Source organism: Xanthomonas sp. D-109 (assembly GCF_017746095.1).
Taxonomy (GTDB): domain Bacteria; phylum Pseudomonadota; class Gammaproteobacteria; order Xanthomonadales; family Xanthomonadaceae; genus Xanthomonas_A; species Xanthomonas_A sacchari.
Genome location: NZ_JAGHWV010000029.1, coordinates 14,695 through 30,852, shown reverse-complemented (window position 1 = coordinate 30,852; position 16,158 = coordinate 14,695). Strand labels below are relative to the sequence as shown.

At 70.0% G+C, this 16,158-nt stretch carries 17 protein-coding genes and 1 tRNA gene; 16 read left to right on the top strand and 2 right to left on the bottom strand.

The window, feature by feature from the left end:
• The 3 genes from J7357_RS20535 to J7357_RS20525 form a co-directional block, all read left to right on the top strand.
• A partial coding sequence (locus J7357_RS20535; RefSeq protein WP_209249371.1) for a FimV/HubP family polar landmark protein occupies positions 1-1,502 on the top strand: 1,502 nt, incomplete at its 5' end.
• A 217-nt stretch (positions 1,503-1,719) separates the two neighbouring features.
• Positions 1,720-2,493 carry a tRNA pseudouridine(38-40) synthase TruA gene (gene truA, locus J7357_RS20530; protein ID WP_209249369.1) on the top strand — a complete coding sequence of 258 codons (774 nt, stop codon included), beginning with the start codon at positions 1,720-1,722 and terminating at the stop codon, positions 2,491-2,493.
• A complete protein-coding gene (locus J7357_RS20525) occupies positions 2,490-3,152 on the top strand; it encodes a phosphoribosylanthranilate isomerase (protein ID WP_010342993.1) in 663 nt (220 codons plus the stop codon). The genes truA and J7357_RS20525 overlap by 4 nt, the downstream gene beginning before the upstream one ends.
• A gap of 34 nt (positions 3,153-3,186) precedes the next feature.
• Here the strand turns inward: J7357_RS20525 and J7357_RS20520 are convergent, their stop codons facing one another.
• Positions 3,187-4,080 (bottom strand): LysR family transcriptional regulator, encoded by an 894-nt coding sequence (locus J7357_RS20520; RefSeq protein WP_209249367.1) that lies wholly within the window; start codon positions 4,078-4,080, stop codon positions 3,187-3,189.
• Between the two features lie 97 nt (positions 4,081-4,177).
• On the opposite strand from J7357_RS20520, the gene trpB reads away from it, so the two are divergent.
• The 5 genes from trpB to J7357_RS20495 all read left to right on the top strand — a co-directional run bounded on the left by trpB (position 4,178) and on the right by J7357_RS20495 (position 10,109).
• Positions 4,178-5,395, top strand: coding sequence for a tryptophan synthase subunit beta (gene trpB, locus J7357_RS20515; protein WP_209249365.1), 1,218 nt, complete (start codon positions 4,178-4,180; stop codon positions 5,393-5,395).
• Between the two features lie 146 nt (positions 5,396-5,541).
• Positions 5,542-6,345 (top strand): tryptophan synthase subunit alpha, encoded by an 804-nt coding sequence (gene trpA, locus J7357_RS20510; protein WP_209249363.1) that lies wholly within the window; start codon positions 5,542-5,544, stop codon positions 6,343-6,345.
• A 334-nt stretch (positions 6,346-6,679) separates the two neighbouring features.
• The gene (accD, locus tag J7357_RS20505) at positions 6,680-7,567 is read left to right on the top strand and encodes an acetyl-CoA carboxylase, carboxyltransferase subunit beta (protein ID WP_017909810.1); all 888 of its coding nucleotides are present in this window, start codon (positions 6,680-6,682) and stop codon (positions 7,565-7,567) included.
• A gap of 142 nt (positions 7,568-7,709) precedes the next feature.
• Positions 7,710-9,053, top strand: a complete 1,344-nt coding sequence (glmM, locus tag J7357_RS20500) for a phosphoglucosamine mutase (protein WP_209249361.1) — start codon at positions 7,710-7,712, stop codon at positions 9,051-9,053.
• A gap of 117 nt (positions 9,054-9,170) precedes the next feature.
• Positions 9,171-10,109 carry an isopenicillin N synthase family oxygenase gene (locus tag J7357_RS20495; protein ID WP_209249359.1) on the top strand — a complete coding sequence of 313 codons (939 nt, stop codon included), beginning with the start codon at positions 9,171-9,173 and terminating at the stop codon, positions 10,107-10,109.
• A gap of 129 nt (positions 10,110-10,238) precedes the next feature.
• Here the strand turns inward: J7357_RS20495 and J7357_RS20490 are convergent, their stop codons facing one another.
• Entirely contained in the window at positions 10,239-11,039 is an 801-nt protein-coding gene (locus J7357_RS20490; RefSeq protein ID WP_209249357.1) for an SDR family NAD(P)-dependent oxidoreductase, read from the bottom strand.
• A 112-nt stretch (positions 11,040-11,151) separates the two neighbouring features.
• Here J7357_RS20490 and tpiA point away from each other — a divergent pair, with 112 nt between their 5' ends.
• The 8 genes from tpiA (at position 11,152) to nuoE (ending at position 16,156) form a co-directional block, all read left to right on the top strand.
• Positions 11,152-11,913, top strand: coding sequence for a triose-phosphate isomerase (tpiA, locus tag J7357_RS20485; RefSeq protein WP_209249355.1), 762 nt, complete (start codon positions 11,152-11,154; stop codon positions 11,911-11,913).
• A gap of 62 nt (positions 11,914-11,975) precedes the next feature.
• Positions 11,976-12,401, top strand: a complete 426-nt coding sequence (secG, locus tag J7357_RS20480) for a preprotein translocase subunit SecG (protein WP_010343004.1) — start codon at positions 11,976-11,978, stop codon at positions 12,399-12,401.
• 50 nt (positions 12,402-12,451) lie between these two features.
• Positions 12,452-12,536 (top strand) — tRNA-Leu (locus tag J7357_RS20475).
• 107 nt (positions 12,537-12,643) lie between these two features.
• Positions 12,644-13,000, top strand: coding sequence for an NADH-quinone oxidoreductase subunit A (locus J7357_RS20470; RefSeq protein WP_010343005.1), 357 nt, complete (start codon positions 12,644-12,646; stop codon positions 12,998-13,000).
• Positions 12,991-13,545: an NADH-quinone oxidoreductase subunit B gene (locus J7357_RS20465; protein WP_010343006.1), complete on the top strand. Its 555-nt coding sequence runs from the start codon at positions 12,991-12,993 to the stop codon at positions 13,543-13,545. Before J7357_RS20470 ends, J7357_RS20465 begins: the two co-directional genes overlap by 10 nt.
• Positions 13,546-13,578: 33 nt before the next feature.
• Positions 13,579-14,328: an NADH-quinone oxidoreductase subunit C gene (locus tag J7357_RS20460; RefSeq protein ID WP_026143244.1), complete on the top strand. Its 750-nt coding sequence runs from the start codon at positions 13,579-13,581 to the stop codon at positions 14,326-14,328.
• On the top strand, positions 14,325-15,632 hold the full coding sequence (locus J7357_RS20455; protein WP_209249353.1) for an NADH-quinone oxidoreductase subunit D: 1,308 nt from the start codon (positions 14,325-14,327) through the stop codon (positions 15,630-15,632). The genes J7357_RS20460 and J7357_RS20455 overlap by 4 nt, the downstream gene beginning before the upstream one ends.
• Positions 15,629-16,156: an NADH-quinone oxidoreductase subunit NuoE gene (nuoE, locus tag J7357_RS20450; protein ID WP_010343009.1), complete on the top strand. Its 528-nt coding sequence runs from the start codon at positions 15,629-15,631 to the stop codon at positions 16,154-16,156. Before J7357_RS20455 ends, nuoE begins: the two co-directional genes overlap by 4 nt.
• The last annotated feature ends 2 nt before the right edge of the window (positions 16,157-16,158 follow it).

Sequence of the window (16,158 nt, the reverse complement as noted above, 5' to 3'; positions counted from 1 at the left end):
CCGCCGCGCCGCGTCCGGCGCCGGCCCCCACGGCCGCGCCCGGCGATGCGCTGGCGCCGGTGCGCGCCGGGCAGACCCTGTCGCAGATCGCCGGGCAACTGGCGCGCGGCAACGGTCATTCGCTGGACCAGACCATGGTCGCGCTGCTGCGCGCCAATCCGGACGCCTTCATCCGCGGCAATCTCAACCTGCTCAAGCAGGGCGCGGTGCTGCGCACCCCGCGCGAGGAGGACCTGGCCAGCCTGGATGCCGCCGCGGCCGAGGCGGTGGTGCGCGAGCAGGCGGCGCAATGGCGCCAGGCGCGCGCGCCGGTGCCGCAGCCGGCCCAGGCGCAGCAGGACGCGCCGACGGCGCAGGCCGCACCCAGGCCGGCTGCTGCGGCGCCGGCGGCCGCGTCCGGCGCGCGCCTGGAAATCGCGCCGGCGGTGCCGGCGACGCGCCGCGAGGCGGGAACCAAGTCCGGCACCGGTGCCGGCGACGAAGGAGACATGGTGGCGACCCAACAATTGCAGCAGGCGCGCGAAGACCTCGCGGCACGCGATGCCGAGGTCCAGGAACTGCGCTCGCGGGTGGAACAGCTCGAAAAGCTCAAGGCCCAGCAGCAGCAACTGATCGCGCTGAAGGACAGCGACCTGGCCGCGGCGCAGAAGCGCCTGGCCCAGTCTGGGCAGGCGCCGGCGGCGGCCACGCCCGCGCAAGCGCCGGCCAATGACGGGTTCCCGCTGTGGCTGTGGGGCGGGCTGAGCCTGCTGGTGCTGGGTCTCGGTGCCTGGCTGCTGTCGCGCCGGCGCAAGCCTTCGCCGCTGCCGCCGCTGCCGCGCGACGACGACGCCGCGCTGGCGGCGAGCGCCGCGGTGCCGGTGGTGGCGCACCGCGATGTCGATGCGCCGGAACTGCCGCCGCTGGAATCGGCCGAGCCGCTGGTCGAGGAGGAGTCGGTCGCCCGCGACCACGAGGCGCTGGAGGACTGGGAGCGCGCCGACCATCTCGACCACGCTGCCGCCGATCACGCCGATCACGCCGATCACGCCGATCACCACACCGCACTCGACGACGACGCCTTCGAGCGCGTGCTGGCGCAGCAGTCGCTGCGCCAGGCGCCGGCCGATGCGCCGCTGTCCGCGGACAACGACGACGTCCATTCCGCCGACGTGTCCGACGCCCATCCGGAGGTCGTCCCGGCCGCCGAGTCCGCGGCCGAGGCGGCCTGGCGGCCGCCGTCGCCGGTGGTCGCAGTGCCGACCAGCGACGCCGGTGCCGACAGCGATGCTGGCGGCGGCCGGCAGGAGCCGACCTGGCACCAGCCTGCTGCGCCGGCACCGGCACCGGCCGAAGCACCGTCGCCGTATCCACCGGCGGGCCGCGAGCGGCTGGAACTGGCGGTGGCCTACATGGATCTGGGCGACAACGAAACCGCACGCACCTTGCTGACCGAGGTCGCGGCCAGCGGCGACCCGGCCGCACGCGCCGAGGCGCTGCAATTGCTGGGGCGGCTGGACTGATGGCAGCAGGCGGCGCGCGGCGCGCTCGCCGCGGCCGTCCGGCCTGGAGCGGGACGGCCCTGCGGCAACGTGTCCCCGGGCGGCGGGCGCACGCCGAAGGCGCGTTCCCGGCCTGGCAGATGCGGTGCGGCGGCGTTGCAGGCGCCCCGCGCTGGTCCACGCACGCGTCGGCCGCAGCGCGCGCCGACGCCGATGCCGCACTGCAATGGAGGTCGCCATGCGCTACGCGCTAGGCGTGGAGTACGACGGCAGCGAGTTCCAGGGCTGGCAGCAGCTCGGCGAGAGCGGCTGCCCCAGCGTGCAGGCGACGCTGCAGGCGGCGCTGTCGTCGGTGGCCGACGCCCCGGTGAGCGTGGTCTGCGCCGGCCGCACCGATGCCGGCGTGCACGGCGAGTGCCAGGTGGTGCATTTCGATTGCGACGCGCCGCGCCCGGCGCGCGGCTGGATGCTGGGCGCCACCGCGCGGCTGCCGCCCTCGGTGTGCGTGCGCTGGTGCGTGCCGGTGGCAGACGACTTCCATGCGCGCTTCTCCGCGCGCGCGCGCCGCTACCGCTACCGCCTGCTCAACCGCCAGGTGCGCCCGGCGCTGTACCGGCAGACCCTGAGCTGGGAGCGGCGGCCGCTGCAGGCCGAGGCCATGCACGCGGCGGCGCAGGCGCTGCTGGGCGAGCAGGACTTCAGTGCCTTCCGCAGCGTGCAGTGCCAGGCGCTGCACGCGCGCCGCGAGCTGCAGTCGATCGCGGTCAGCCGCAGCGGCGAGGTGGTCGAGATCCAGGTCCAGGCCAATGCATTCCTTCATCACATGGTGCGCAATATCGTTGGTTCCCTTGTCATGGTGGGAACGGGCGAAAAGCCGGTGTCCTGGATTGGCGAACTGCTCGCGGGACGCGACCGCCGCGTCGCCGGTCCGACGGCGCCGCCGCAGGGCCTGGTGTTCGTCGGTCCGCTCTATCCCGCCCATTGGACGCTTCCGGACGAGGTCACGCTATGAATCGCACGCTGTATCGCACCCGCATCAAGTTCTGCGGCATGACCCGCGCCGGCGACATCCGCCTGGCAGGCGAGTTGGGCGTGGACTCGATCGGGTTCGTGTTCGCCCACGGCAGTCCGCGGCGCGTGGCGCCGGCCGAGGCGCGGGCGATGCGCCAGGCCGCCGCGCCGATGGTGGACGTGGTGGCGCTGTTCCGCGACAACCCCAAGGACGAGGTGCGCGAGGTACTGCGCACGGTGCGTCCGACCCTGCTGCAGTTCCATGGCGACGAGGACGACGGCTTCTGCCGCAGCTTCAACCTGCCGTACCTGAAGGCGGTGCCGATGGGCGGCGGCGAGGTGAATGCGCGCACCCTGCAGTTGCAGTATCCGAACGCGGCCGGCTTCCTGTTCGACAGCCATGCCCCTGGCGAAAGCGGCGGCTCGGGCAAGACCTTCGATTGGTCGCGGCTGCCGACCGGCCTGCACCGGCCGTTCCTGCTCGCCGGCGGCATCAATGGCGACAACGTGTTCGACGCGATCATCGGCACCCTGCCGTGGGGCGTGGACGTGTCCAGCGGCATCGAGAGCCAGCCCGGGATCAAGGACGGGCACAAGATGCGCAAGTTCGTCGAGGAAGTGCGCCGCGCCGACTGCCACGAGTTGAACACCAACTGCTGAGCGCGATGCGGCGCCAGCGCCGGCGTCGCCGCGGTCAGCGCTGCAGTTCCTGCGTCAGCCACTGCGCCAGTGCGTCGACTCGCGAATCCTGGACGTCGCGGCGCGTGCACAGCGCCCATTGCCCGCCGGTGTCGACGAAGCCCCAGGGCGCCAGCAGCCGGCCATTGGCCAGGTCGTCGGCGACCAGCGGCTGCGGCGCGATCGCCACGCCGATCCCGGCCAGCGCCGCCTCCAGCAGGTAGTACAGGTGTTCGAAGCCGGTGCCGTAGCGCAACTGCGCCGGCGCCAGCCCCTGCGCCTCGGCCCAGGCCGGCCAGGCCTGCGGGCGCGACACCGTATGCAGCAGCGGCATCCCCTGCAGCGCCGCCGGCGCGGCCGCAGCCAGGGCCGAGGCCTGCGGCAGGGCAGGGCTGAGCACCGGGCCGATCCGCTCCGGCGCCAGCACGCGGACCTGCCAGTCCGCCGGCCACGGCGCCTGGCCCAGCAGCAGCGCCGCATCCAGGCCGTCCAGGTCGGCGGCGAAGTCGCCCTCGTGCGCGGACAGGTGCAGGGTCAGCGCCGGCAGGTCGCGCTGCAGCGCCTGCAGCCGCGGGATCATCCAGCGGGCGAGGATGCTGCCGGGGCAGCCCAGCACCAGCGCAGCCGGGCGCACGGGGCGGCGCAACTCGGCCACTGCTTCGTGCAACTGCGCAAACGCCGCGCCGGCCGCCTCGCACAGGCGCGTGCCGGCCGCGGTCGGGCGGATGCCGCGGCCGTCGCGCTGCAGCAGCGTAAATCCCAGTTCCTGCTCCAGCAGCCGCACCTGGCGGCTGACCGCGCCGTGGGTCACGTGCAGTTCCGCCGCCGCAGCGCCGACGCTGCGCAGCCGCGCGGCGGCCTCGAACGCGCGCAGGGCGTTGAGCGAGGGCAGGCGGCGCAGGTTGGTCATGTGAGTTTTCCTGACGGGTTGTGTCAGACTTTATCGGTTTTTGTGCGCCGACGTGTGCGCTAAAGTGCAGGCCTTTCCTGTTGCCCCCGGTTGCGCCATGTCCTCTGTTCCCGTCAGCGACTTCCACGCTTATCCCGACGCCGCCGGCCACTTCGGTCGCTACGGCGGCCGTTTTGTCGCCGAGACCCTGATCGGCCCGCTGCAGGAGCTGGCCGCCGCCTACGACGCCGCGCGCCAGGATCCGGCCTTCATCGCCGCCTACGACAAGGACCTGGCCCATTACGTCGGCCGGCCCAGCCCGATCTACCACGCCGAGCGGCTCAGCCGCGAAGTCGGCGGCGCGCAGATCCTGCTCAAGCGCGAGGACCTGAACCACACCGGCGCGCACAAGATCAACAACACCATCGGCCAGGCGCTGCTGGCCAGCCGCATGGGCAAGACCCGCATCATCGCCGAGACCGGCGCCGGCCAGCACGGCGTCGCCAGCGCCACCGTGGCCGCGCGGCTGGGCCTGGAGTGCGTGGTGTACATGGGCGCCACCGACATCGAGCGGCAGAAGATCAACGTCTACCGGATGAAGCTGCTCGGCGCCACGGTGGTGCCGGTGCATTCCGGTTCGGCGACGCTCAAGGACGCGCTCAACGAGGCGATGCGCGACTGGGTGACCAACGTGCAGGACACCTTCTACATCATCGGCACCGTCGCCGGCCCCGATCCGTATCCGCGGATGGTGCGCGACTTCAACGCCATCGTCGGCCGCGAGGCGCGCGCGCAGATGCTGGCCGACTACGGCCGCCTGCCGGACGCGATCAGCGCCTGCGTCGGCGGCGGCAGCAACGCCATCGGCCTGTTCCATGCCTTCCTCAACGACGCCTCGGTGAAGATCTACGGTGCCGAGGCCGCCGGCGACGGCATCGGCAGCGGCCGCCACGCCGCCTCGATCGCCGCCGGTCGCCCGGGCGTGCTGCACGGCAACCGCACCTACGTGATCTGCGACGACGACGGGCAGATCGTCGAAACCCATTCGGTGTCCGCCGGCCTGGACTACCCGGGCGTGGGCCCGGAGCACGCGTTCCTGGCCGACAGCGGCCGCGCCACCTACCAGGGCATCACCGACGACGAGGCGCTGGCCGCGTTCCACCTGCTGGCGCATACCGAGGGCATCCTCGCCGCGCTGGAGTCCAGCCACGCCGTGGCGCAATCGATCAAGCTTGCGCGCGAACTGCCCAAGGACGCGCTGGTGCTGTGCAACCTGTCCGGCCGCGGCGACAAGGACGTGCACACCATCGCCGCGCGCGAGGGGCTGACGCTGTAACGCTTTGCCCTTCTCCTTCGGGAGAAGGTGGCGCGGAGCGCCGGATGAGGGTGCGGGCGCAGCCCTGTACTCAAATTCCGCACCGCTTCGCCTCTTACCCTCACCCCAACCCCTCTCCCGGCGGGAGAGGGGCGCATAGGTCCCCCATGAACCGCCTCGCCGATACCTTTGCCCGACTCGATGCCCAGCGCCGCAAGGCCCTGATCCCCTTCCTCACCGCCGGCGATCCGTCGCTGGAGGCGACCGTGCCGGCGATGCATGCGCTGGTCGAGGCCGGTGCCGACGTGATCGAGCTGGGCGTGCCGTTCTCCGACCCGATGGCCGATGGCCCGACCATCCAGCGCAGTTCCGAGCGTGCGCTGGCGCGTGGCGCCGGCCTGCGTTACGTGCTGGAGACGGTCAGCGCATTCCGTCGCGACGACGCCACCACCCCGGTGGTGCTGATGGGCTACCTCAACCCGGTGGAGATCCACGGCACCGCGCGCTTCGCCGAGGAGGCGGTGGCGGCCGGCGTGGACGGCGTGCTGCTGGTCGACCTGCCGCCGGAGGAGTCGGCCGAGACCCTGACGATCTTCGCCGACGCCGGGCTGGACCTGATCGTGCTGGCCTCGCCGACCACCAGCGACGCGCGCATCGACCTGTTGTGCGAGGCGGCGCGTGGCTACCTGTACTACGTCAGCTTCGCCGGCGTCACCGGCGCCGACCGGCTGGATACCCGCGCCGCCGGCGATCGCCTGCGCCAGCTGCGCGCGCGCTGCCGGGTGCCGGTGGTGGCCGGCTTCGGCATCAAGGACGCCGCCAGCGCCAAGGCCATGGCCACCGATGCCGACGGCGTGGTGGTGGGCAGCGCGTTGGTCGCGGCGCTGGCCGAGGCAGCCAGCCCGCAGGCCGCGCGCGAGGCGGCCCTGGCGTTCCTGGTGCCGCTGCGGCAGGCGCTGGACGCGGGCTGAGCCACGCCCGGTGTGTTTGCGAACGCCCGCCTTGCGCGGGCGTTCGCGTTTGCCGCAATGCCGCATTCGCTGTGCTTGCGGATCATGCGGCACCTGCATCGCTGGTCGGACGGCACGTGCCGTCCGTGACCCCGCTTTGATTGTTGGCGATGCCGGATGGCGACGATGCCGCATGTCCCGCGTTGCGCGGCCGCAGCAAGCGCCCTGGCGGCGGCCGCGCGGTACCGGCCGGCCTGGCCGCTCCATGCGCCACCGTCTGCAGGCCACCGGGGGACCGAGTTAGACTGTCGCCCCTCTGCGGCTCTCGCGGCCGCCCAATGGATCGTCACATCGCATGAGTTGGCTCAGCAAATTGATGCCTTCGGGCATCCGCACCGACAGCACGCCCAGCAAGAAGCGCAGCGTTCCCGAAGGCTTGTGGGAGAAGTGCCCCAACTGCAGCGCCGTGCTGTACCGGCCGGAGCTGGAGGAGAACCTGGAGGTGTGCCCGAAGTGCGGCCACCACATGGCGATCCGCGCGCGCGCGCGCCTGGCCGCGCTGTTCGACGCCGACACCGCGCCGACCGAGATCGGCGCGCGCCTGGGCCCGACCGACGCGCTCAAGTTCAAGGACCAGAAGAAGTACGGCGAGCGCATCAAGGCCTCGCAGAAGAGCACCGGCGAATACGACGCGCTGGTGGCGATGCAGGGCCTGCTCAAGGGCCAGCCGCTGGTCGCGGCCTCGTTCGATTTCGCCTTCATGGGCGGCTCGATGGGCTCGGTGGTCGGCGAGCGGTTCGCCCTGGCCGCCGAGACCGCGCTGAAGATCGGCGCGCCGTTCGTGTGCTTCTCCGCCAGCGGCGGCGCGCGCATGCAGGAAGGTCTGTTCTCGCTGATGCAGATGGCCAAGACCTCGGCCGCGCTCGGCCGCCTGCGCGAGGCTGGCCTGCCGTACGTGTCGGTGCTGACCCATCCCACCACCGGCGGCGTGTCGGCCAGCTTCGCCATGCTCGGCGACATCAACATCGCCGAGCCGTACGCGCTGATCGGTTTCGCCGGCCCGCGCGTGATCGAGCAGACCGTGCGCGAGACCCTGCCGGAGGGCTTCCAGCGTTCGGAGTTCCTGCTGGAACACGGCGCCATCGACCAGATCTGCGACCGCCGCGAACTGCGCGATCGTCTCTCCGAACTGCTCGCGCTGATGATGCGGCAGCCGGCACCGGCGAAGAGCGAGGCGGCATGAGGGCCGGGAATCGGGAATCGGGAATGGGGAATCGTGGTGTCGCGCGTGCGTTGCGTTGCGCGGCAAGCCCGTGTTTGTCGCGATCCCTCGACGTCTCCGGCTGTTCCCGATTCCCGATTCTCCATTCCCGATTCCCCAGCGCATGAGCCAACGCAAATACTTCGGCACCGACGGCATCCGTGGCCGGGTCGGGCAGGGGGCGATTTCCGCCGATTTCGTGATGCGCCTGGGCAACGCGCTGGGCCGCGTGCTGGTCGCCGGCGGCACCGCGCGGCCGACCGTGGTGATCGGCAAGGACACGCGCATCTCCGGCTACATGTTCGAGTCGGCGCTGGAGGCGGGGCTGGTCGCGGCCGGCGCCAACGTGCAGTTGCTCGGGCCGATGCCGACCCCGGCGGTGGCGTTCCTCACCCGCACCCTCGGTGCCGATGCCGGCATCGTGATCAGCGCCTCGCACAATCCGCACTACGACAACGGCATCAAGTTCTTTTCCGCCCACGGCGAGAAGCTCGACGACGCCACCGAGCAGGCGATCGAGGCTGCGCTGGACGCGCCGTTCGCCACGGTCGAGTCCGAGCGGCTGGGCAAGGCGATGCGCGCGCGCGAGGCGATCGGCCGCTACATCGAGTTCTGCAAGGCCAGTGTGCCGCGCGGCTTCGACCTGCGCGGGCTGAAGCTGGTGCTGGACTGCGCGCACGGCGCGACCTACCACATCGCGCCGCTGCTGTTCCGCGAACTGGGCGCGGAGGTGATCGCGATCGGCGCGGCGCCGGACGGGCTCAACATCAATGCCGGCGTCGGCTCGATGCACATCGACAACCTCGCCGCCAACGTGCGCGAGCACGGCGCGCACCTGGGCATCGCCTTCGACGGCGACGGCGACCGCGTGCTGATGGCCGACGACCAGGGCAACCCGGTCGACGGCGACGGCCTGCTGTACGTGCTGGCCTGCGGCTGGCAGGCCAGCGGGCGCCTGCACGGGCCGGTGGTCGGCACGTTGATGACCAACTACGGCCTGGAGCGGGCGCTGGCCGCGTTGCAGGTGCCGTTCCTGCGCGCCAAGGTCGGAGACCGCTACGTGCACCAGGCCCTGGTCGAACAGGGCGGGGTGCTCGGCGGCGAAGCCTCCGGGCACATGCTGTGCCTGGACCGCGCCACCACTGGCGACGCCATCGTCAGCGCGCTGCAGGTGCTGGAAGTGCTCAAGCGCTCGCGGCAGACCCTGCGCCAGGCGCTGGCCGGGCTGCAGACGGTGCCGCAGCAGACGGTCAACGTGCGCCTGCAGCCGGGCGTGCGCCCGCTCGAGGCCGATACCGTGAAGGCCGCGCTGGCCGCGGCGCAGGCGGCGGTGCAGGGGCGCGGGCGCGCCTTCCTGCGCGCCTCCGGCACCGAACCGGTGGTGCGGGTCACGGTCGAGGCCGACGATGCCGCGTTGATGCGGCAGACCCTCGACGCCCTGGCCGAGGCGGTCCGTGACGCGGCGTGAGTCGATCGCCATTGCCCTCTTCGTGATCGTCGCCAAGGCGGTCACGTTCTACCTGCTGTATCGCCTGCTGCGCTGAGCGCGGCGTTTGCTTCCTCTCACGAGATGACGGTTCCTGCCATGACTGCGCGCATTCCCACCCTCGACATCTCCCGTTTCGACACCGACCGCGAGGCCTTCGTCGCCGAGCTGGGCGCGGCCTACCGCGAGTGGGGCTTCGCCGGCATCCGCAACCACGGCATCGCCCAGGCGCAGATCGACGCGGCCTACGACGTGTTCAAGGCGTTCTTCGCGCTGCCCGAGGAGACCAAGCGCAAGTACCACCTGCCCGGCAGCGGCGGCGCGCGCGGCTACACCGCCTTCGGCGTGGAGACCGCCAAGGACTCCAAGCATTTCGACCTGAAGGAGTTCTGGCACATCGGCCGCGAGATTTCCGACGACTCCCCGTACCGCGCGGTGATGCCGCCGAACCTGTGGCCGAGCGAAGTGCCCGGCTTCCGCGCCCACGGCTACGGCCTGTACCAGGCGCTGGACCAGCTCGGCGCGCGCGTGCTGTCGGCGCTGGCCCTGCACATCGGCCTGCCCGAGCACTACTTCGTCGACAAGACCGATTCCGGCAACTCGATCCTGCGCCCGATCCATTACCCGCCGATCACCGCCGACGACATCCCCAACGTGCGCGCCGGCGCCCACGAGGACATCAACCTGATCACCCTGCTGGTCGGCGCCAGCGCCGCCGGCCTGGAAGTGAAGTCCAAGCAGGGCGAGTGGGTGCCGTTCACCTCCGACGCCGACACCATCGTGGTCAACATCGGCGACATGCTGCAGCGCCTGACCAACCACGTGTATCCCTCGACCACCCACCGCGTGGTCAACCCGCCGGGCGAGCAGGCGCGCCAGCCGCGCTACTCGGTGCCGTTCTTCCTGCACCCGAACCCGGACTTCGTGATCGACGTGCTGCCGTCCTGCGTCAGCGCCGACAACCCCAGCCGCTATCCCGAGCCGATCACCGCGCAGGGGTATCTGGAGGAGCGGTTGCGCGAGATCAAGCTGAAGTAGCTGGGAATCGGGAATCGGGAGTGGGGAATCGGTAAAAGCGGGTTTCCGTGGCCAGTATTGTCACAGGCATCTATCGGCTTGGAGGCGCGGCTGTTTCCATTCCCGTTTCCCCATTCCCCATTCCCGGCCTCATTCCACACTCCTGATCCGATGCGAGCCGCGGCCCATCATCCGCAGCAGCAAGGCATTGGGCAGTAGTGCCGTGAGGCCGAGCAGGGCGCGGTAGACCGCGCCGGGGACCACCCGCACCTTGCCGCGTTCGGCGCCGTCGATGCCGGCGCGGGCCACCGCGGCGGTCTGCAGCCAGATCCAGCGCGGCAGGGCGTTCATCTGTTCGCGGGTGCCGGTGACGTCGTGGAACTCGGACCAGGTGAAACCTGGGCATAGCGCGCAGACGCCGACGCCGCGGTCGGCGTTCTCCAGCGCCAGCGATTCGCTGAAGCGCAGCATGAAACTCTTCGCCGCCGCGTACAGGGTGTGGCCGTCGGCGCCGGGCACCAGGGCGGCGAACGAGGCGACGTTGAGGATGCGGCCGTGGCCGCTGGCGCGCAGCGCCGGCAGCAGCCGCCAGGTCAGTTCGCACACCGCGCCGACCATCACCTGCAGGAACGCCGCGTGCACCGCCCAGTCCTGGGCGATGTAGCGGCCGGGCACGCCGTAGCCGGCGTTGTTGACCAGGATCCGCACCGATAAGCCGCGCCGTTCGATCTCGGCCACCAGCGCGGCTGGCGCGGCCGGATCGGCCAGGTCGGCGACCAGCACCTCCACCGGCACCTGCGGACGCAGTTCGGCGGCCAGCGCCTGCAGCTGTGCCTCGCGGCGCGCGCTCAGGATCAGCGGCACGCCGCGGCGGGCGTACTCGCGGGCGATCTCGCGGCCGATGCCGCTGGAGGCGCCGGTGATCAGGGCGTAGCCGGGAAGCTGGGTCATGGCGGTCTCTGCGCGTGGAGCGGGGCGGGGGAGTGTGGAGCGGCAGGGACGATGCCGGCCCTTGGCGGCGCATCGGCTATCCTCTCGGCACTTTTTCGCCGGAGATGCGCCGATGCGACGCAAGATCGTAGCCGGAAACTGGAAATTGCATGGAACCCGCCACTTCGCTGCCGACCTCGTGCGGGAGATCGTTGCGGGGCTGCACGAGGCCGACCACGACGTGGAGGTGGTGATCCTGCCGCCGCTGCCGTACCTGGGCGACCTGATCGAGCATTTCGAGGACCGGCTGCTGCGCTTCGGTGCGCAGGACGTCAGCAGCAACGAGAAGGGCGCCTACACCGGCGAGGTGTCCGCGGCGATGCTGGTCGACGTGGGCGCCGACTATGGCCTGGTCGGGCATTCGGAGCGGCGCCAGTACCACCAGGAAAGCAGCGAGCTGGTCGCGCGCAAGTTCGCCGCCGCCCTGCACGCCGGGCTGGTCCCGATCCTGTGCGTAGGCGAGACCCTGGAACAGCGCGAGGCCGGGCGGACCGAGGCGGTGATCGCCGCGCAGCTGGCGCCGGTGCTGGACCTGGTCGGCGCCGATGGCTTCGCCCGGGCGGTGGTGGCCTACGAGCCGGTGTGGGCGATCGGCACCGGCCGCACCGCCAGCCCGGCCCAGGCGCAGGCGGTGCACGCGTTCATCCGTGGCGAAGTGACGGCGCGCGATGCTAGAATCGCGGATTCGTTGCCGATCCTGTATGGCGGCAGCGTCAAGCCCGACAACGCCGCCGAGCTGTTCGCACAGCCGGATGTCGATGGCGGGCTGGTGGGCGGCGCCTCGCTGGTCGCCGCGGAATTCCTGGCCATCGTGCGAGCGGCGGCCACCTGTTGAGCGAACGGCTGCCGCTGGCGGCCGCTCGTCCCCCAAGTCGTACTGTCCGGACGGATTTCGAAATGCTGATGGTCATCCTCAATGTGGTCTACGTGCTGGTGGCGATCGCGATGATCGCGCTGATCCTGATGCAGCGCGGCGCCGGTGCGGCGGCGGGTTCCGGGTTCGGCGCGGGCGCGTCCGGCACCGTGTTCGGATCGCGCGGCGCGTCCAACTTCCTGTCCAAGTCGACCAAGTGGCTGGCGGTGGTGTTCTTCGCCATCAGCCTGTTCATGGCCTGGTACGCCGGCCACAGTGCGCGTCCGGCCGATGCCAACCTGGGTGTGATGTCGCAGTCCGCCACCCCGGCGCCGGCCGCGCCGGCCGGCGAGCTGCAGGTGCCGCAGGCGCCGTCGGCGACCCCGGCTGCGCCCGCCGCCGCCCCGGCCGCCCAGCAGGCGCCGGAAAAAGCGCAAGAAAAGTCGCCTGCCCCGTCGCAGAAAGACTGAAGGCGGTTACAATATGCTGCGCGGCGGGATTGCCGCGCGGTTTTACGCAAGCCCAGGTGGCGGAATTGGTAGACGCACTACCTTGAGGTGGTAGCGACTTAGGTCGTAGGGGTTCGAGTCCCCTCTTGGGCACCATTGTTTGGCTACGGTTTCTGCGCGAAGGCATCACGCCCTCGCCCGGAGAATCGTCTATCCCATGCCTGCGCGGCACGCGCGCGGGTACAGGCAAGAGAGAATCGCGAGTGCTGGCCGAATATTTGCCGACCCTGCTGTTTCTGATCGTGGCCACCGGTATCGGCGTCGCGCTGATGCTGGTGGGGCGGTTCCTCGGTCCCCGGCGTCCCGACCTGAAGAAGCTCTCGCCGTACGAGTGCGGCTTCGAGGCCTTCGAGGACGCGCGCATGAAGTTCGACGTGCGCTACTACCTGATCGCCATCCAGTTCATCGTCTTCGATCTGGAAATCATCTTCATCGTGCCGTGGACGCAGGTGTTCATGGACCTGGGCGCTCGCTCCCTGGTCACCATGGGCCTGTTCGTCGGCATGTTGTTCCTCGGTTTTGTCTACGTGTGGAAGAAGGGAGCGCTGGAATGGGAGTGATTCAGACCCTGGATCGCCTGATGACCAACCCGATCCCGGAAGGGCGGGTGGACGACATCCTGCGTCCCGAAGGCGAGAACCCGCTGCTGGAGAAGGGTTACGTCACCACCAGCGTCGATGCGCTGCTGAACTGGGCGCGCACCGGCTCGATGTGGCCGATGACCTTCGGTCTGGCCTGCTGCGCGGTCGAGATGATGCACGCCGGCGCCGCGCGCCTGGACCTGGACCGCTACGGCGTGGTGTTCCGCCCGTCGCCGCGCCAGTCCGACGTGATGATCGTCGCCGGCACCCTGGTCAACAAGATGGCCCCGGCGCTGCGCAAGGTCTACGACCAGATGCCGGACCCGAAGTGGGTCATCTCGATGGGCAGCTGCGCCAACGGCGGCGGCTACTACCATTACTCGTATTCGGTGGTGCGCGGTTGCGACCGCATCGTGCCGGTGGACGTCTATGTCCCCGGTTGCCCGCCGACCGCCGAGGCCCTGGTCTACGGCATCCTGCAGTTGCAGAAGAAGATCTGGCGAACCCAGACCATCGCGCGCTGATTCCTCTTTCCTCAGAGAGCACGCCAAGCCCCCATGGCAGAGCAAGCATCTTCCTTTAGCGACCGACTCGGCGCCCGTTTCCCCGGCAGCCAGGTCTTCGTGGCCCTTCCGCGCGGCGAAGTCACCCTGGAAGTGCCGGCCGACGCCTGGCACGCCACCTGCCTGGCGCTGCGCGACGAGTTCGGTTTCGAACAGCTGTCCGACCTGTGCGGCGTCGACTACCTGGGCTACGGCAGCGACGAGTGGGATACCTCGGACGTGTCCTCGCACGGCTTCAGCCGCGGCGTCGAAGGCAAGGCCGTAGGCCGTTTCGCCTGGGGCGAGTTCCCCAGCGGCGAAGCGGCCGGCGGCGCCCAGCCGTTGCCGGTGCCGCAGCAGCGCTACGCCGTGCTGGCGCAGCTGATCTCCTACCGCCACAACCAGCGCCTGCGCGTGCGTTGCTACGCGCCGAACGAAGACCTGCCGGTGGTGGCCTCGGTCACCGACATCTGGCCGGGCGCGAACTGGTTCGAGCGCGAGGCGTTCGACCTGTTCGGCGTGGTGTTCGCCGGCCACCCGGACCTGCGCCGCATCCTCACCGACTACGGCTTCGTCGGTCATCCGTTCCGCAAGGATTTCCCGCTGATCGGCAACGTCGAAGTGCGCTACGACGAAGAGAAGCAGCGCGTGATCTACGAGCCGGTGACCTCGGTGGAGCCGCGCGTGGGCGTGCCGCGCGTGATCCGCGACGATGCGCGCTACCAGACCGCGGCGGGCGAAGCACAGAAGGAGTCCGCCAAGTGAGCGAGTACCACCAGGCGCACGACGCGTTCGCCAGCAATCCTGCCGAAGCCAAGCAGGAAATCCGCAACTACACGATGAACTTCGGCCCGCAGCATCCGGCCGCGCACGGCGTGCTGCGCCTGATCCTGGAGATGGACGGCGAGACCGTGGTCCGCGCCGATCCGCACATCGGCCTGCTGCACCGTGGCACCGAGAAGCTGGCCGAGTCCAAGCCGTTCAACCAGTCGATCGGCTACATGGATCGCCTGGACTACGTGTCGATGATGTGCAACGAGCACGCCTACGTGCGCGCGATCGAGACCCTGATGGGGATCGAGGCGCCGGAGCGTGCGCAGTACATCCGCACCATGTTCGACGAGATCACCCGCATCCTGAACCACCTGATGTGGGTCGGTTCCAATGGCCTGGATCTGGGCGCGATGGCGGTGATGCTGTACGCGTTCCGCGAGCGCGAAGAGCTGATGGACGTGTACGAGGCGGTGTCGGGCGCGCGCATGCACGCGACCTACTACCGCCCGGGCGGCGTCTACCGCGACCTGCCGGACCGCATGCCCAAGTACCAGGAATCGCGCTGGCACAAGGGCAATGCGCTGAAGCGGCTCAACGCCGCGCGCGAAGGGTCGATGCTGGACTTCCTGGAGGAGTTCACCAACACCTTCCCGGCGCGCGTGGACGAGTACGAGACCCTGCTCACCGACAACCGCATCTGGAAGCAGCGCACCGTCGGCATCGGCGTGGTCACCCCGGAACAGGCCTACGCCTGGGGCATGACCGGCGCCATGCTGCGCGGCTCGGGCATCGCCTGGGATCTGCGCAAGAAGCAGCCGTACGCCAAGTACGACAGCGTCGATTTCGACATCCCGCTCGGCACCAACGGCGACTGCTACGACCGCTACCTGGTGCGCGTGGCCGAGATGCGCCAGTCCAACCGCATCATCAAGCAGTGCGTGCAGTGGCTGAAGGCCAACCCGGGCCCGGTCATGGTCGAGAACTTCAAGGTGGCGCCGCCCAAGCGCGCCGAGATGAAGGACGACATGGAAGCGCTGATCCACCACTTCAAGTTGTTCAGCGAAGGCTACTGCGTGCCGGCCGGCGAGACCTACTGCGCGGTGGAAGCGCCGAAGGGCGAGTTCGGCTGCTACCTGATGTCCGACGGCGCCAACAAGCCGTTCCGCGTGCACCTGCGCGCGCCGGGCTTCGCCCATCTGTCCTCGATGGACGCGATCGTGCGTGGCCACATGCTGGCCGACGTGGTGGCGATGATTGGTACCTATGATCTGGTGTTTGGTGAGGTCGACCGATGAAGGCGACAGGTAATTTCGAAGCGGCGCGCGACGTCGATCCGATGGTGGTGCTGAGCGACAAGACGCGCGCGCACATCGATCACTGGCTGAGCAAGTTCCCGCCCGACCGCAAGCGTTCGGCGGTGCTGCAGGGCCTGCACGCGGCGCAGGAACAGAACCAGGGCTGGCTGACCGACGAGTTGATCGCCGGCGTCGCCAAGTACCTGGAACTGCCGCCGGTGTGGGCCTACGAGGTCGCCAGCTTCTACTCGATGTTCGAGACCGAGAAGGTCGGCCGCAACAACGTCGCGTTCTGCACCAACATCAGCTGCTGGCTCAACGGCGCCGAAGACCTGGTCGCGCACGCCGAGAAGAAGCTCGGCTGCAAGCTGGGCCAGTCCACCGCCGACGGCCGCGTCTACCTCAAGCGCGAGGAAGAATGCCTGGCCGGTTGCGCCGGCGCACCGATGATGGTCATCAACGGCCACTACCATGAGCATCTGACCAAGGACAAGGTCGACGAATTGCTGGACGGGTTGGAGTAACG

Excerpts from the sequence above, each read along its gene's own strand:
- truA (WP_209249369.1), top strand. The coding sequence starts at position 1,720 with ATGCGCTACGCGCTAGGCGTGGAGTACGACGGCAGCGAGTTCCAGGGC.
- J7357_RS20525 (WP_010342993.1), top strand. The coding sequence starts at position 2,490 with ATGAATCGCACGCTGTATCGCACCCGCATCAAGTTCTGCGGCATGACC.
- J7357_RS20520 (WP_209249367.1), bottom strand. The coding sequence starts at position 4,080 with ATGACCAACCTGCGCCGCCTGCCCTCGCTCAACGCCCTGCGCGCGTTC.
- trpB (WP_209249365.1), top strand. The coding sequence starts at position 4,178 with ATGTCCTCTGTTCCCGTCAGCGACTTCCACGCTTATCCCGACGCCGCC.
- trpA (WP_209249363.1), top strand. The coding sequence starts at position 5,542 with ATGAACCGCCTCGCCGATACCTTTGCCCGACTCGATGCCCAGCGCCGC.
- accD (WP_017909810.1), top strand. The coding sequence starts at position 6,680 with ATGAGTTGGCTCAGCAAATTGATGCCTTCGGGCATCCGCACCGACAGC.
- glmM (WP_209249361.1), top strand. The coding sequence starts at position 7,710 with ATGAGCCAACGCAAATACTTCGGCACCGACGGCATCCGTGGCCGGGTC.
- J7357_RS20495 (WP_209249359.1), top strand. The coding sequence starts at position 9,171 with ATGACTGCGCGCATTCCCACCCTCGACATCTCCCGTTTCGACACCGAC.
- J7357_RS20490 (WP_209249357.1), bottom strand. The coding sequence starts at position 11,039 with ATGACCCAGCTTCCCGGCTACGCCCTGATCACCGGCGCCTCCAGCGGC.
- tpiA (WP_209249355.1), top strand. The coding sequence starts at position 11,152 with ATGCGACGCAAGATCGTAGCCGGAAACTGGAAATTGCATGGAACCCGC.
- secG (WP_010343004.1), top strand. The coding sequence starts at position 11,976 with ATGCTGATGGTCATCCTCAATGTGGTCTACGTGCTGGTGGCGATCGCG.
- J7357_RS20465 (WP_010343006.1), top strand. The coding sequence starts at position 12,991 with ATGGGAGTGATTCAGACCCTGGATCGCCTGATGACCAACCCGATCCCG.
- J7357_RS20460 (WP_026143244.1), top strand. The coding sequence starts at position 13,579 with ATGGCAGAGCAAGCATCTTCCTTTAGCGACCGACTCGGCGCCCGTTTC.
- nuoE (WP_010343009.1), top strand. The coding sequence starts at position 15,629 with ATGAAGGCGACAGGTAATTTCGAAGCGGCGCGCGACGTCGATCCGATG.